Annotated in this window: 14 protein-coding genes; 10 read left to right on the top strand and 4 right to left on the bottom strand. The window is 71.8% G+C overall.

The annotated features are described in order from the left end of the window. Nucleotides 1-77: 77 nt before the first annotated feature. Complete coding sequence (locus tag RBL05_RS09305) at nucleotides 78-599, top strand: hypothetical protein (RefSeq protein WP_308739743.1); 522 nt, start codon at nucleotides 78-80, stop codon at nucleotides 597-599. Nucleotides 600-725: 126 nt separating this feature from the next. Here RBL05_RS09305 and RBL05_RS09300 read toward each other — a convergent pair whose 3' ends face one another. Further along, nucleotides 726-1,211, bottom strand: a complete 486-nt coding sequence (locus tag RBL05_RS09300) for a DUF2087 domain-containing protein (protein WP_308739744.1) — start codon at nucleotides 1,209-1,211, stop codon at nucleotides 726-728. Between the two features lie 149 nt (nucleotides 1,212-1,360). Here RBL05_RS09300 and RBL05_RS09295 point away from each other — a divergent pair, with 149 nt between their 5' ends. Further along, nucleotides 1,361-2,659 (top strand): thermonuclease family protein, encoded by a 1,299-nt coding sequence (locus RBL05_RS09295; protein WP_308739745.1) that lies wholly within the window; start codon nucleotides 1,361-1,363, stop codon nucleotides 2,657-2,659. 198 nt (nucleotides 2,660-2,857) lie between these two features. Here RBL05_RS09295 and RBL05_RS09290 read toward each other — a convergent pair whose 3' ends face one another. Next, nucleotides 2,858-3,430, bottom strand: coding sequence for a recombinase family protein (locus RBL05_RS09290; protein WP_054687552.1), 573 nt, complete (start codon nucleotides 3,428-3,430; stop codon nucleotides 2,858-2,860). Between the two features lie 192 nt (nucleotides 3,431-3,622). On the opposite strand from RBL05_RS09290, the gene cmtR reads away from it, so the two are divergent. From cmtR to RBL05_RS09275, 3 genes are all read left to right on the top strand, one after another. Further along, entirely contained in the window at nucleotides 3,623-3,982 is a 360-nt protein-coding gene (cmtR, locus tag RBL05_RS09285) for a Cd(II)/Pb(II)-sensing metalloregulatory transcriptional regulator CmtR (RefSeq protein ID WP_006590980.1), read from the top strand. Then, complete coding sequence (locus tag RBL05_RS09280; RefSeq protein WP_016997609.1) at nucleotides 3,979-4,581, top strand: cadmium resistance transporter; 603 nt, start codon at nucleotides 3,979-3,981, stop codon at nucleotides 4,579-4,581. The genes cmtR and RBL05_RS09280 overlap by 4 nt, the downstream gene beginning before the upstream one ends. 407 nt (nucleotides 4,582-4,988) lie before the next feature. Beyond that, nucleotides 4,989-6,011, top strand: coding sequence for an aldo/keto reductase (locus RBL05_RS09275; protein WP_308739746.1), 1,023 nt, complete (start codon nucleotides 4,989-4,991; stop codon nucleotides 6,009-6,011). A gap of 58 nt (nucleotides 6,012-6,069) precedes the next feature. On the opposite strand, the gene RBL05_RS09270 is transcribed toward RBL05_RS09275, so the two are convergent. Then, entirely contained in the window at nucleotides 6,070-6,810 is a 741-nt protein-coding gene (locus RBL05_RS09270) for a hypothetical protein (RefSeq protein WP_308739747.1), read from the bottom strand. Beyond that, nucleotides 6,807-7,568: a glycosyltransferase family 2 protein gene (locus RBL05_RS09265; protein WP_308739748.1), complete on the bottom strand. Its 762-nt coding sequence runs from the start codon at nucleotides 7,566-7,568 to the stop codon at nucleotides 6,807-6,809. Before RBL05_RS09265 ends, RBL05_RS09270 begins: the two co-directional genes overlap by 4 nt. A gap of 124 nt (nucleotides 7,569-7,692) precedes the next feature. On the opposite strand from RBL05_RS09265, the gene RBL05_RS09260 reads away from it, so the two are divergent. The 5 genes from RBL05_RS09260 to RBL05_RS09240 all read left to right on the top strand — a co-directional run bounded on the left by RBL05_RS09260 (nucleotide 7,693) and on the right by RBL05_RS09240 (nucleotide 14,029). After that, on the top strand, nucleotides 7,693-8,607 hold the full coding sequence (locus tag RBL05_RS09260) for a class II glutamine amidotransferase (RefSeq protein ID WP_308739749.1): 915 nt from the start codon (nucleotides 7,693-7,695) through the stop codon (nucleotides 8,605-8,607). Then, nucleotides 8,604-9,749, top strand: a complete 1,146-nt coding sequence (locus RBL05_RS09255; protein WP_308739750.1) for a type II CAAX prenyl endopeptidase Rce1 family protein — start codon at nucleotides 8,604-8,606, stop codon at nucleotides 9,747-9,749. The genes RBL05_RS09260 and RBL05_RS09255 overlap by 4 nt, the downstream gene beginning before the upstream one ends. Before the next feature lie 30 nt (nucleotides 9,750-9,779). Continuing rightward, nucleotides 9,780-10,709 carry a serine hydrolase domain-containing protein gene (locus RBL05_RS09250; RefSeq protein WP_308739751.1) on the top strand — a complete coding sequence of 310 codons (930 nt, stop codon included), beginning with the start codon at nucleotides 9,780-9,782 and terminating at the stop codon, nucleotides 10,707-10,709. A gap of 58 nt (nucleotides 10,710-10,767) precedes the next feature. After that, complete coding sequence (locus RBL05_RS09245; RefSeq protein ID WP_308739752.1) at nucleotides 10,768-12,105, top strand: hemolysin family protein; 1,338 nt, start codon at nucleotides 10,768-10,770, stop codon at nucleotides 12,103-12,105. A gap of 172 nt (nucleotides 12,106-12,277) precedes the next feature. Beyond that, nucleotides 12,278-14,029: a pyruvate dehydrogenase gene (locus RBL05_RS09240; protein ID WP_318603586.1), complete on the top strand. Its 1,752-nt coding sequence runs from the start codon at nucleotides 12,278-12,280 to the stop codon at nucleotides 14,027-14,029. The last annotated feature ends 83 nt before the right edge of the window (nucleotides 14,030-14,112 follow it).

The raw sequence follows: 14,112 nt of genomic DNA, 5'->3' as shown, positions 1-14,112 counted from the left end.
TCGCGGGGCGGGTCAGTGCCGCGTTAGGGGTGCGGGACCGGGGCGACCGTCATGCGGAGAATGTCTACCCTGTGAACATGATGAAACAGTGGGGGAACGACGCGCACGGGCCGGGCGGGGATCCGTCGTGGCTCGGGGGCAAGGACCGCGGGGGACCGGGCACGGGGGCGGACGGTGCCGGGGCGGCGGAGAGCAGGCCCGGGCCGCTGCCGAGCGGGGGCAGCACCTGGTCCTCGGACTTCGACTCGCGGAGCTCGTCCCGTCGCGCTGACCAGGACTTCGGCCCGAGCTCTGCGGGCTCGGCCCCGCAGCACTCCGGGCCGCGCTTCGGCGAGTTCGGGGACGACGCTCGCGAGAGGGCCGAGCGCCGGTACGAGGAGTGGGAGTTCGGCGGCCGGCCCGATCCTGAGGTCCGCAATCGGGTGGCCGAGGTGGGCAAGGCCCTGGTCAAGGCGATCCCGATCGTCGTGTTCCTCGTCATCTTCTTCGGGTTCTTCGCCAGGAACGAGTTCTTCCGTGACAACTTCAGCTTCGGGTGGATCGCCCTCGTGGTGCTGGTTCCGATGCTGGCCAACGTGATCAAGTCCTTCCGGAAGTAGCCGCGGCCGGCCGGGCGTAGAGTCGGTCGGCCGACGGGCCGGGACGGCGCCTAGCCGGTCGGTCGACGGGCCGGGGTGGCGCCGAGCCGCTCGGCTGCGCGGCCGACGGATCAGCCGGCGGAGAGGTCAGCCGGCCAGGCGGTACCAGGCGCCGTCGGCCGAGCGCTCCAGCACGCCCGAGTCCACGGCGTCGCGCCGGACGAGCGCCACATCGGCCGCGAACATCGCGATCGCGGCGTTCAGCTCCGACTCGCCGAGGCTGCGCGCTGACCCGACCCGCTCGAACACGATTCGCGCGATCCTGCCGCTGACCTCGCGGGACTCCTCGGTCTTCACCGGGATGTCGTCCAGCCGCGGCACCTCGAGGATCGCCCGGTCCGAGCGCATCAGCGCGAGCGAGTCCGCGATCCGACGCAGCGCCGGGACGTCCGCCGTGCCGTCCTCGCCGAGCCAGTCCAGGCGCGAGAGCGGCCCGCGCACCGAGGGGTCTTCGGCCGGTCCGTCCCCGGTGAGCAGGCGTCCGAGTCCGCGGCGCAGCTTCTCGGCGGAGAGCAGGGCGACGAGCTGCCGGGCGCGGCCCAGCTCGGCGGGGTGGTCGGGGGCGGTGGTCATGGGTCCTCCTTCGCGGCTCGCTCCAGGGTGGCACGAGACCGTGTGATCTCGGTGACTGGGCGCCTTTCCGAGGTGCGGTTGTCGCACCGGTCGGAGATGCTTCAAGCATTGACGAGCAGGTGCTCTTGAGAGGAACGAATCAGGTGGTCATGGGCAGGTTCAGCGGGTCGCGTCGGGGTCGGATCGCGAGCGTCGGAGAGGAGGGGCGTCGGCCGCGGCGTGCGCGGAGCCTGGGCCTCGCCCTCGGCGCCCTGCTCGCGGGGAGCCTGCTCACCGGCTGCGACGACGGCAGCGGCGAGGGGACCGTGGTGCGCGTGGTCGACGGCGACACCCTGGTCGCGGTCGTCGCTGGGGAGGAGACCACGATCCGCCTGCTCAACATCGACACCCCCGAGACGAAGCACCCCGACCTGCCCGTGCAGTGCCTGGGCCCCGAGGCGACGGATTTCCTCGCCGAGCGGCTCCCGGCCGGCACCGAGATCGAGCTCGAGTACGACGAGGAGCGGCTGGACCGCTACGACCGCACCCTCGCGGGTGTGTACGAGTCGGGCTCGCTGGTGAACGCCGAGATCGCCGCGGAGGGACTCGGCGTGCCGGTCTACTTCGAGCCCAACGCCCGCTTCCTGCCCGAGGTCGAGGAGGCTGCGGCGACCGCGCAGTCCGAGGGGCTCGGCCTCTTCTCCGCCGCGACCGAGTGCACCGTCCCCGCACAGGTCGAGCAGCTCGGCGCCGCGGCCGAGGCGATCCCGCAGACGGTCGCGGGCGACCCCGCCCAGGCGCTCGCCGACGCGACGACGCTGGTCGAGGACGCGGAGGCGCTCGTCGACGCCCTCGACGCGGACGTGCTCGCGACCGGCCCGAACGCGGTTCTCGCCCTGCCGCTGGCCGCCCCCTTCCTCGACGGGCAGCGGGAGGCCGCCGACGAGGTGCGCGAGCGCGCCGTCGACGGGCGAGACCGGGTGCAGGGCCTCAAGGACGACTGGGACGAGGAGCAGCAGGGGCTGCGCGAGCAGAAGGAGCGCGAGGAACGGGAGCGGCAGGAGCGCGAGCGGATCGAGCGGGAGGAGCAGGAGCGCGAGCGGATCGAGCGGGAGGAGCTGGAGCGTCGCGAGCGGGAAGCGGCACCGGCCGCGGACTCGTCCGACGAGGAGACAGTCTCCGGCGCGACGAGCTCGGGCAGCGGCAGCGGCTCGGGGTCCGACGGGAAGTCCGGCTCCGGGGGCGGGTCCTCGAGCTCTGGCGGTTCGAACTCCGGCGGCGGCAACTCGGGCGGCGGCGCTTCCGGCGGTGACTCGTCCGGCGGCGGCAGCTCGGGCAGCGGGAAGTCCGGTGGCGGGAAGTCCGGCTGTGAGCCCTACGGCCCGGAGATCCCCTACTCGGACGACGGCGGCTACACCGGCAAGCGCTACGGCATGCCCGGCGGCAAGACCTTCCGCAAGTGCAGCTGACCGGCACGTTCGCCACCTGACGGTGACGGCGGCTCGCCGCGGCCGTCCCCGTCGATCCCGGGCCGTCTCCCCGGCCAGCGCCGGGCCGGCGCGTCCCGGTCCCTCCTTCCCGTGCTGATCGCCTCGTCCCGCTCAGACTGTGGATGTGATGGCTTGGTGGCGGGTTTCTGTGATCGCTCAGTGGCGGTGCAGGCGCGGTCAGGTGTCGGCCGTGGTGCGGCGCAACTCGCGGTAGATGGTGGTGCGGGAGACGTTGAACAGCTCGGCCAGCTCGGCTTGGGTGTGCTCACCGGCGGCGTGCAACGTCAGCAGGTGCTTGCGCTGAGAGGGCGAGAGCTTGGGCTTCTTGCCTTTAAGTTTGCCCTTGGATCTGGCGATGGCCATGCCCTCGCGGGTGCGCAGGCGGATGAGGTCCGCCTCAAACTCGGCCACCATGCCGAGCACGTTGAACAGCAACCGGCCGACGGCGTCGTTGGGGTCGTAGACGCTGCCTCCGAGACTGAGCGCCACTCCCTTGATGGTGAGCTCGTCGGCGATGTCCCTCGCGTCCGGGAGCGAGCGGGCCAGCCGGTCGAGCTTGGTCACCACCAGGGTGTCCCCATCCCGGGTCGCGGCCAGTGCCTCGCGCAGCCCGGGCCGGGCGCGGGTCGTTCCCGTGAGGCCGTGGTCGAAGTAGATGTTCTTGTTCTCGACTCCGAGGCGCTCGAGTGCTTCCCGTTGGGCGGAGAGGTCTTGCTCGAGAGTCGAGACGCGCGCGTAGCCGACATGCATGTCCCCATTGTTGCAGTTGCCCTCCCCTCACCGCCCATGTCGCCGTACGGGTCTTGCGTACATGACGATCCCTCATAAAAAGTCGTCGAGGACTAAGCTCGCACGAAGTACGGTGAAGGATCCCCTTACGGGCATGCGATCTGGGCTGACGCCTGTGACCGAGTGTTCAGTGCGCGCTGTATAGTTCAGTCCATGCTGACTATTGCTTCGCGTCTCGACGTGATGAACCGCCTGGGTCGTGCACTGGCCGACCCCACTCGATCCCGGATCATCTTGACCCTGCTCGACCATCCCGCTTACCCGGCGGAACTGGCCCGAGATCTGGACCTGACACGCCCGAACGTGTCCAACCACCTGGCATGCCTGCGCGATTGCGGGATCGTCGTCTCCGAGCCCGAGGGTCGTCGGACACGATATGAGATCGCCGATTCGCACCTGGCGCAGGCGCTGACGGCACTGGTCGATGCCACCCTGGCAGTGGACGAAGACGCCCCGTGCATCGATCCCGCCTGCTCGCTTCCCGGATGCGACGCAGCTGGGGAGGGCGCATGATCCTCACCTCGGTCTTGCAGGCGATGGGCCTGTTCGCAGCGACCAACATCGACGACATCATCGTGCTCTCCCTCTTCTTCGCGCGAGGGGCAGGCCAGCGCGGCACTACCGCCCGCATTCTGGCCGGCCAGTACCTCGGATTCGCCGGCATCCTCGGTGCCGCGGTCCTGGTGACCATCGGTGCCGGAGCATTCCTGCCCTCGGCAGCCATCCCGTACTTCGGTCTCATCCCTCTGGGCCTCGGCCTCTGGGCCGCATGGCAGGCCTGGCGCGGAGACGATGACGACGATGACGACGAGGCCAAGGTTGCCGGCAAGAAGGTCGGCGTGTGGACAGTCGCAGGCGTCACCCTTGCCAACGGCGGCGACAACATCGGCGTCTACACCCCTGTCTTCCTCAGCGTGGAACCTCTCGCAGTAGTCGCCTACTGCATCGTCTTCCTCGCGCTCGTCGCGGTCCTGGTGGCCCTGGCAAAGTTCGTCGCCACCCGCCCCCCGATCGCCGAAGTGCTCGAACGCTGGGAGCACATCCTCTTCCCCATCGTTCTCATCGGCCTCGGCATCGTGATCCTCGTCAGCGGCGGAGCCTTCGGACTCTGACGTAGCGGCAGCGATCCAAACGGCCCCGACCGGGCGCACCCCTCTCGGTTCAGACCGCAACACCTACCTGCAGCCAGTCCTGCGTGATCGCGGCAACAAGACCGCCACGGAGCGCTGCAAAAACCCCGCCACCAAGCGAACGAAGCCACACGCTCAGACATCCACGTCTCGGCGGCTCCCCGGGCCGGGACGGGCCGCTGACAGCGCGGCGCGGGGGAGTTGTTCGACGAAACGTGCCACGAATCTGGCACGTTTCGTCGAACAACTCCGGGAGAGTCGTGCAGCGGGGTGCGCACGGCCCGTCCGCGGGAGGGGTGCTCTGACAGGTCCTCCCATCGCGGCGCGGGCGGCGCGAGGGTGGGGGCATCGGGCGAGCGACGCCCGCACCATCGCAGGAGGAGCACCGCATGGAGTACGTGAAGCTGGGCCGCACCGGACTGGACGTGTCGCGGCTGTGTCTGGGCACGATGGGCTTCGGCAATGCCGAGCGCTGGGTCCACAAGTGGGTCCTGGAGGAGAATGACTCCCGCCCCGTCATCAAGCACGCCCTCGACGCCGGCATCAACTTCTTCGACACCGCGAACGTGTACTCGATCGGCCGCAGCGAGGAGATCGTGGGCAAGGCCCTGGTCGACTACGCGAACCGCGACGAGATCGTGCTGGCCACGAAGGTGCACGGGACGATGCACGAGGGCCCCAACGGCGGCGGGCTCTCCCGCAAGGCGATCCTCGCCGAGGCGGAGGCGAGCCTGCGCCGGCTCGGCACCGACTACATCGACCTGTACATCATCCACCGCTGGGACCACACCGTCCCGATCGAGGAGACGATGCAGGCGCTGGATGACCTGGTCCGCTCGGGGAAGGTCCGCTACCTCGGGGCCTCGGCCATGTTCGCCTGGCAGTTCCTGCAGGCGCAGCACGTCGCCGAGGTGAACGGCTGGACGAAGTTCGTCTCGATGCAGAACCACTACAACCTCCTCTACCGCGAGGAGGAGCGGGAGATGATGCCGCTGCTGCGCGAGCTCGGCGTCGCCTCCACCCCGTACAGCCCGCTCGCCGCCGGCCGCCTCACCCGCGACTGGGACGCGGACACCGAGCGGGCCCGCACCGACCAGACGGCGAAGTCGAAGTACGACACCACCGAGGACACCGACCGCGCCATCGTCGAGCAGGTCGCGAAGATCGCCGCAGACCGCGGCGTGGAGCGCGTCCACGTGGCGCTGGCCTGGCTGCTCGCGAAGAACCCGGTCGTCTCCCCGATCATCGGCGCGACCAGGACCTCGCACATCGACGGGGCGCTCGGCGCGCTCGACCTCGAGCTCACGGCCGACGAGATCGCCGCGCTCGAGGCGCCCTACGTCCCGCACAGGGTCGTCGGCGCGCTCGCCCCGGGGGAGTCCACCCGCGGCGGGCGCGCGAAGACCCGCTGAGCCGAAGCCCGGAGCCCCGGGACCCAGGTCAGCGTGTCCTATACTACCTTCTGGCGGGTCAGGGCACGGTGGAGGAAGGACCGCAGTTGTCGTCATCGATGCAGCGCTCGGCGGTCGCCGCATGAGCACCGCCGCCCTCCTGCTGCTCCTGCTCTCCGGGATCTTGCTCTTCGCCACGATCATCGCCATCTACGCGACGGTCGTGACCTCGAAGAGCCGCGCGGTGCCGGGCTGGGTCTGGGGTCTCGGAGCCGCGACCCTGCTGGTGGCGTTCGTCGCGGTGCTGCTGATGCGCTGAGCGCCGTCGGCGCCACAGCAGCGCCGCGACCGCGCTGCCGCCGAGCGCCACGATCAGATCCAGCGCGGTGTCGGCCGGGGCGACGTGCACGGCGGGGTCCACCCAGTGATGACCCGCCAGCTCCATCAGCTCCCAGACCACCGCGAGGACCGCGCCGGTCACGACCACCTCCGCCGCGGAGACCTCCCGGGAACGGACCACCCGCGCCACCAGCACGGCGAGCAGCCCGTTCAGCACGGTGTGCACCGGGACGTCCCACCAGGGGATCCGCTCGTAGAGCAGGAGGAACGAGCTGATCGCCGCGACCATGCAGGCCGCCGAGGTCGCCACCTCCCAGGCCAGCGGGAGGCGAGAGCGCCAGCCCACCACCTGCGCGAGCGCCACCAGCATCGCCACCGCGGCCTCCACCCCGTGCCCGGTCAGCGCGAGGCCCGCCGCCAGGGCGAGCCCGGACCAGCGCACCGGCAGCAGGGCCACGGCGCGTGCCCGTCCGGCGGTCATCGCCCTCGACCCGGCGCGGTGAGCCTCGCCGCCCAGCGCTGCCACGGCCGCTCGAGACGCCAGTTGCGTCGCAGGGTGCGAGTCGCACGGCGCCACCGACGCAGCGGATCGTGGCCGACCCGCAGCGCCCGGGCCGACATGCCCACCGCGACCGTCCGCGTCACCTGGACGCGCTGCCCCGGCCGTACCCGGAAGGACAGGTCCATGTCGTCATGCACCTCTGCGCTGCGGGAGGTCTCCTCCCGGACCTCGTGCCACCATGCGCGCCGCATCGACATGGTCGTGCCGAACGCCGGGAAGTGCCCCAGCGCCGCGGCGGTGCACAGCAGGTACGTGCCGACGTAGAGACCCGAGAGGAGCTCCCCGAGAGGTGCGGGAATCCGGAAACGGCCGGGGCCGGTGACGAGCACGGTGCGGGGCCCCGACCGGACATGTGCGAGACGATGGGCGCCGAGCCATCCGGGCGAGGGTCGGCTGTCCGCGTCGCAGCGCACGATGAGGTCCCCGCGGGCGACGTCGTAGCCCGCGGCGGCGGCCGCGGCGATGCTCGGAGGGGGAAGGGTCAGCACGATGCAGCCCGCGGCTCGGGCCACCGCTGCGGAGCCGTCGCACGAGCCGTTGTCCACCACGATGATCTCGAGCGCGGGCTCCCGCTGCTGCGCGAGGGCCTCCAGGAGACCTCGCAGCTCGGCGGCGTCGTCGCGAACGGGCACGACGACCGAGCAGCTGCGGGGCTCGGTGCCGGCGGGGGACTCCACATCGCAGAACGCTACCCGTGCTTCCGGGGCGGATCCTGGCAGCGCTCGCCCGGGCGGCCGATCTCCCGGCCGGGTGTCGGCCCTCACGGCGATCTCGGCCGTCCCGCTCTACAGTGGATGCGTCATGTGCCGACTCTTCGCCCTCCATTCCGACCAGCCCATCACCGCCGACTTCTGGCTGCTGGACGCCCCCTACTCGCTGCTCAGCCAGTCCCGCTTCAACGCTGACGGGACGGGGCTGGGCTGGATCGACGAGCACGGTGCCCCGCAGGTCGCGAAGAAGCCCGTGGCCGCCTACGCCTCCGAGCGCTTCGGGCAGATCGCCACCGCGGTGCGGTCCCGCGCGATGATCGCGCACGTGCGGCTCTCCTCCGGCACCGGGCACAGCGACGAGAACACCCACCCCTTCCTGCAGGACGGGATCCTCTCCGCCCACAACGGGGTGCTCGAGGTCACCGAGCAGATGAAGGAGCGGGTCCGCGAGCTCGGTGCCGCCCATCACGTCCGCGGCACGACCGACAGCGAATGGATGGCCGCGCTGATCACCGGGGAGGTCGCCGCGCACGGCGGCGACCTGCGCGGCGGCGTCGTCGCGGCGCTGGACTGGATCGCGCGGAACGTGCCCGTGTACTCGGTGAACGTGCTGGTGCTGAAGGACGAGGAGCTGATCGCGGTGCGCCTGCCCGCCACCAACGAGCTGTGGGTGCTGGAGCGCGAGGCGACCGCGTCCGCGCCCCGCGAGGCGCTGGACCAGTCCTCCGCCACGCTGCGCACCCGCAGCGAGGACCTCGCCGGCATCGACTCGGTGGTGATCGCCTCCGAGCCGATGGATGATGACCCCGCCTGGCGTCTCATGGACTCCGGCGAGCTGCTGCACCTCGCGGCCGACGGCTCCATGCACCGCGAGCGCCCTTTCGGCCCGCTCGCCCAGCCGCTGGCGCTGGAGGACCTCGGCCTCTCCGCCGCCGCGTCCCAGGCGCATGCGGCCCAGGACCAGGCGCAGCAGGAGCGTCGCCGCCTCGCCGAGCGCGCCGCATGAGCGGGGCGAGCTCCGGGCGAGCCGACGGTGTGACCTCCGGCCCGGCCGACGGCATCGCGTCTGGCACTGGAGCCGACGCCGTTCCAGCCGGCGCCGCTGCGCCCGACAGCACCCCCGACGCCGCACCGTCGGCCACCCCCGCGACGGCGTACCACCGCCTCGCCGCCCTCCGCCCGGCCTGGTCCCGGCCCGCGAAGCCGCTGCTCAGCCTCGGCGCGGCCCTCCTCGCCTATGTGGTGCTCAGCTCCGTCGTGCTGGTCACCGCGGTGCTGCTGCTCGCGGTGGTGCCCGGCGTGAACATCGCCCGTGGCGTCACCAGCGGCGACCCGACCAGCCCCCTGGACGTCGGCCTGGCCCTGGCGATGGGCGCGATGTGGCTGCCTGCCGGGATCGTCGGCGTGCGCGTGGGCGGCTGGCGACCGCTCGGCACCGCGTGGTCGGTCGCGGCCCGTCTGCGCCCGGACCGCTCCCTGCTGCTCGCCGGAGCCGGGGGAGGGCTCGCGGTGGTCGTGCTCGCCGCGCTCGCCGGTATGCTCGCCGGCGCCCCCGACGCCGCCGGGTCCGGCGCCTCGATCCCGCAGCTGCTGCTGGTGGTGCTGCTGGTGCTGGTCCTCGCCCCGGTGCAGGCGATCGGACTCGAGCTGAGCCTGCGCGGCACCGTGATGCAGGCGCTCGGCACCTGGCTGCGCAGCCCCGCCCTGCCCGTCCTCGCCGGCACCGCCGTGATGCTGATCGGCCGGGATCTCACCCCGGCCGTGCTGCTTCCCGCACTCGCCCTCGGCCTCAGCGCCGGGATGCTCGCCTGGAAGACGGGCGGGCTCGAGCTGCCGATAGCGCTGACCACCACGCTCACCGTCCTCGCGCACCTGGTCGGGGCCTTCGGCGCGGGCAGCGGCGCGGGCTCCGGCGTCGGCGCCGTCGGGGCGGCCGCCGCCGCGCCGGGCACCTCCGCCGCCGCGCTCTCCGTCCCCGCCGCGAGCGCGCCAGAGGCCGCGCTCGCCGGCGGGGTCACGGGCGCGATCGCGCTGCTGCTGCTCACCGGCCTGCTCGTGGTGTGGATCGGCCGACGGGAGGGCGTGCGCCTGCGCGAGCCCGTCGCCCGGTCTGCAGGCCAGGAGGCCCCCGACCCGGTGCACATCTGAGGCATCGGCCCCACCGGCTACGGTCGAGCCATGAGCGACCTCGCTGCCACCCCCGCCGACCACCTCCTCCTGCTGCCGCTGCGCCAGCGGATCCTGGAGCAGCGCCTGGGCGTGCGCGCCCTGCACCTGCACCGCACGGGCCGTCCCGAGCTCTCCCACCGATTCGTCGAGGACACCGCCGAGAACGTCTACTCGGTCTCGAAGACCGTCACCGCCCTCGCCGTCGGGATCGCGCAGGCCGAGGGGTTGCTGCGGGTCGAGGACCTGCTCACAGACCACCTGCCCGCCCCGGACGGAGGGTACGGGCAGGGCGTGGACGAGGTCCGGCTGCGGCACCTGCTGACCATGACCTCCGGCTCCCCGGTGCTCGGCTTCCTCGACGCCGAGCGCGAGCACGAGGACCTCACCGCCCACCTGCTCGCCACCGACCTCACCGCCGCACCGGGCGAGCGGTTCCAGTACTCCAACGGCTCGATCTTCCTGCTCGCCCGCGTGATCGAGGAGCGCACCGGGCAGACCCTGCGCGACTGGCTGATACCGCGCCTGTTCGCACCGCTCGGGATCCTGAACCCGCAGTGGTTCACCACCCGTGACGGCCACACCTGGGGCGCGACCGGCCTGCACCTGAAGAGCGGTCAGCTCGCGCGCCTCGGCGGCCTCCTCCTGGACCGCGGCGCCCACGAGGGCGCCCGGCTCGTCCCGGCCGACTGGGTCGACGCCCTCCACGCCGAGGGCACCTGGGTCACGACCGGCGACCCCGAGCCGGAGGCGGCCCGGTACGGCTTCGGGGTCTGGGACTGCACGGCCGACGGGGCCTGGCGGGCCGACGGTGCCTACGGCCAGTTCCTGCTGGTCCTGCCCGCGCAGCAGGCCGTGCTCACCGTGACCTCTCACCTCGAGGGCCGCGCCGGCGCCGAGATCCTCCGCGCCGTGTGGGAGGAGCTGCTGCCGCTACTGTGACCTGTGCGGCGCAGGCCCTCCACAGCCGCTGGGCGGCCGCACCGGTAGGTTTGTCCCCATGGATCCTTCCGTCCTCCTGAACATCGCCCTCGTGCTGCTCTTCGTGCTGATCGGCGGCGTGTTCGCGGGCACCGAGATGGCGATCGTGAATCTCCGCGAGTCGCAGATCGACCAGCTCGAGGAGTCCGGGCCCCGCGGCGCGAAGACCGCGACGATGGTCCGCGACCCCAACCAGTTCCTCTCCGCCGTGCAGATCGGCGTGACCGTCGCCGGGTTCTTCTCCTCCGCCTACGGCGCCTCCACGATCGCGCCCTCGCTCGTGCCGGTGCTGACGGGGCTGGGCCTGCCGGAGGCCACCGCCGGGACCGCCGCGCTGATCGGGATGACGCTGATCATCGCCTACCTCTCCCTCGTGCTCGGCGAGCTCGTCCCCAAGCGCCTGGCCATGCAGAACGCGCTGGGCATGACGCGGATCGTCGGCCCGCCGCTGCACCTGTTCGGGCAGCTGATGCGCCCGGTGATCTGGCTGCTGTCGGCGTCGACGAACCTCGTCGTGCGCCTGCTGGGCGGCGACCCGAACGCGAACCGTGAGGCGGTCTCCGCCGAGGAGATCAAGGCGATGGTCCGCGACTCCGACGCGCTGGACCAGGCGGAGTCGCGGGTGCTGGCCGACGTGTTCGATGCCTCCGAGCGCACCGTCGTCGAGGTCATGCAGCCCCGTCACCAGGTCCACTTCCTCGACGGGCGCCAGAGCGTCGAGGAGAGCCGACAGGAGATCCGCGACACCGGCTTCTCCCGCTACCCCGTCACGGGCGACGACGTCGACGACGTGCTCGGCTTCGTGCACGTGCGCGACATGCTCCTGGTCGAGGACCCGGACCGCACCCGCATGTCGGAGCTGGTGCGCCCCATCGAGCACATCCCGGGCACCGTGCAGGTGCTCTCGGCGCTGAACCGGATGCGCGCCCACGCCGACCAGATCGCCGTGGTCGTGGACGAGTACGGCGGCACCGACGGCATCGTCACCCTCGAGGACCTGCTCGAGGAGCTCGTGGGCGAGATCTACGACGAGTTCGATGCGGAGACCTGGCCCGCTCCCGGCGGCCTGGACAGCATCCTCGCGGCCGACGGCACCTTCGAAGGCGGCCTGATCCTCCAGGAGTTCGAGGCCGCGACCGACATCTCCCTGCCGGACACCGGCGGCTACGAGACCGTCGGCGGCTTCCTCATGGCGCAGCTGGGACGCATCCCCGAGGCCGGGGACACGGTCGCGATCGACGGCGGGACCCTCGAGGTCGCCGAGGTCGACGAGCGCCGGGTGAAGACGGTGCGCTTCATCCCGGGGACGCCCGCCGAGGGCGAGGAGCAGTCCGACGAGGAGACTTCCTCCGTCTGAGCCGGCGGGGCCCGCCCCCGCCGCGCCTCGCCTCCGCTGCCGCCCGCGCCGTTCCCGAGCCGATCGGTCGGGGCTCAGCCCTGCCCTCGTGGCGTCTCGCGAGTAGGGTCGGGGACATGCACTCCGTCCCGGGACCGTGCTCCCGGGAACCCACACCTCGGGAGGACCTCTCATGGCTCGCAGCACCTTCGCCCAGCTTCTCGTCGCCCAGCTCCGCGACCTCGGCGTGGAACGCATCTACGGGGTGGTCGGCGACTCCCTGAACCCCGTGGTCGACGCCGTCCGCACCACCGAGGGCATCGAGTGGGTGCACGTGCGCAACGAGGAGGCCGGCGCCTTCGCCGCGGGCGCCGAGGCCCGACTGACCGGGAAGCTCGCCGTGTGCGCCGGCTCCTGCGGCCCCGGCAACACCCATATGATCCAGGGCCTGTACGACGCGCACCGCGACAACGCGCCGGTCCTCGCGATCGCCTCCCACATCCCCTCGGAGAAGATCGGCACCGGCTTCTTCCAGGAGACCCATCCCGAGCGGCTGTTCCAGGAGTGCTCCCACTTCTGCGAGATGGTCAACTCCGGCCCCCACGGCGCGACGATGCTGCACATCGCGATCCAGACCGCGATCGCGAAGAGCGGCGTCTCCGTGCTGGTGCTGCCCGGCGACGTCGCCGACCAGGGGGTCGACGCCCCGCTCACCCGGGATCTCGCCACCGAGCTCGGCGCGGTCCAGCCCGCCGCCGGCCCCGTCGGCCGCCTCGCCGAGCTGATCGACGAGGCCGACACCGTGATGCTGTTCGCCGGCGCCGGGGTGCGCGGCGCCCGCGAGGAGGTTCTCGCGCTCGCCGAACGGGTCAAGGCGCCGATCGGCCACGCCTTCGGCGGCAAGGAGTGGATGCAGTACGACAACCCCTACGACGTGGGGATGAGCGGTCTGCTCGGGTACGGTGCCTGCTACGAGGCGATGCACGAGGCGGATCTCGTGATCCTGCTGGGCACCGACTTCCCCTACAGCGAGTTCCTGCCGCGCGAGAACGGCAAGGGGGCGCCGCGGATCGTGCAGATCGACGCCGACGCGTCCCGGCTGGGCCGCCGCGTGGGCCTCGACCTCGCCGTGCACGGCGACGTCGCGCTCACCCTCCAGGCGGTGCTGCCGCTGCTGACGTCCACCAAGGGGCACCGCTACCTGCACCGCCAGCTGAAGGCACACCACAAGGCGCTCTCCGGTGTGGTCGCCGCGTACACGAAGAACGTCGAGCGGATGACGCCCATCCACCCCGAGTTCGTCGCCGCGACGCTCGACGAGCTCGCCGACGACGACGCCGTGTTCACCGTGGACACCGGCATGTGCAACGTCTGGGGCGCCCGCTACATCACCCCCAACGGGAAGCGACGCGTGTTCGGCTCCTGGCACCACGGCACCATGGCCAACGCCCTTCCCCAGGCCATCGGAGCCTCGAAGGCGTTCCCTGGCCGACAGGTGATCTCGATGAGCGGCGACGGCGGGCTCGGCATGCTGATGGGCGAGCTGCTGACCGTGAAGCTGCATGAGCTGGACACGAAGATCCTCGTGTTCAACAACTCCAGCCTCGGCATGGTCAAGCTCGAGATGCTCGTGGAGGGCCTGCCCGACCACGGCACCGACCACGAGGCCGTGGACTACGCCGCGATCGCCGAGGGCGTGGGCATCGGCGCGGTGCGCATCACCGAGCCGAAGAAGCTGAAGAAGCAGCTCGCCGTCGCGCTCGCAACCCCCGGCCCGGTGCTCATCGACGTGGTCACCGATCCCGACGCCCTCTCCATGCCCCCGAAGATCACCGCGCAGCAGATCCGCGGCTTCGCCACCGCCTCGACGAAGGTCGTGCTCGGCGGCGGGGTGGGGAGGATGGTCGACATGGCGGCGAGCAACCTGCGGAACATGCCTCGCTGACCTCGGCTCTGCCGCCGCGCTCGGATCGGAGCGGGGGCCTCCTCCGCGCCGGGTCGCCGGCATCCTTCGACCTTCGAAGGAGG

It is taken from the genome of Brachybacterium sp. GU-2, from assembly GCF_030866705.2.
In the GTDB taxonomy this organism is placed as follows: Bacteria; Actinomycetota; Actinomycetes; order Actinomycetales; family Dermabacteraceae; genus Brachybacterium; species Brachybacterium conglomeratum.
Note: the sequence above shows the minus strand (reverse complement) of the source record. Positions and strands in the feature narration are given on the sequence as shown.

Coding starts and splice junctions, on each gene's coding strand:
- RBL05_RS09295 (WP_308739745.1), top strand. CDS start 1,361: ATGGGCAGGTTCAGCGGGTCGCGTCGGGGTCGGATCGCGAGCGTCGGA.
- RBL05_RS09260 (WP_308739749.1), top strand. CDS start 7,693: ATGTGCCGACTCTTCGCCCTCCATTCCGACCAGCCCATCACCGCCGAC.
- RBL05_RS09275 (WP_308739746.1), top strand. CDS start 4,989: ATGGAGTACGTGAAGCTGGGCCGCACCGGACTGGACGTGTCGCGGCTG.
- RBL05_RS09290 (WP_054687552.1), bottom strand. CDS start 3,430: ATGCATGTCGGCTACGCGCGCGTCTCGACTCTCGAGCAAGACCTCTCC.
- RBL05_RS09255 (WP_308739750.1), top strand. CDS start 8,604: ATGAGCGGGGCGAGCTCCGGGCGAGCCGACGGTGTGACCTCCGGCCCG.
- RBL05_RS09245 (WP_308739752.1), top strand. CDS start 10,768: ATGGATCCTTCCGTCCTCCTGAACATCGCCCTCGTGCTGCTCTTCGTG.
- RBL05_RS09250 (WP_308739751.1), top strand. CDS start 9,780: ATGAGCGACCTCGCTGCCACCCCCGCCGACCACCTCCTCCTGCTGCCG.
- RBL05_RS09300 (WP_308739744.1), bottom strand. CDS start 1,211: ATGACCACCGCCCCCGACCACCCCGCCGAGCTGGGCCGCGCCCGGCAG.
- cmtR (WP_006590980.1), top strand. CDS start 3,623: ATGCTGACTATTGCTTCGCGTCTCGACGTGATGAACCGCCTGGGTCGT.
- RBL05_RS09305 (WP_308739743.1), top strand. CDS start 78: ATGATGAAACAGTGGGGGAACGACGCGCACGGGCCGGGCGGGGATCCG.
- RBL05_RS09240 (WP_318603586.1), top strand. CDS start 12,278: ATGGCTCGCAGCACCTTCGCCCAGCTTCTCGTCGCCCAGCTCCGCGAC.
- RBL05_RS09270 (WP_308739747.1), bottom strand. CDS start 6,810: ATGACCGCCGGACGGGCACGCGCCGTGGCCCTGCTGCCGGTGCGCTGG.
- RBL05_RS09280 (WP_016997609.1), top strand. CDS start 3,979: ATGATCCTCACCTCGGTCTTGCAGGCGATGGGCCTGTTCGCAGCGACC.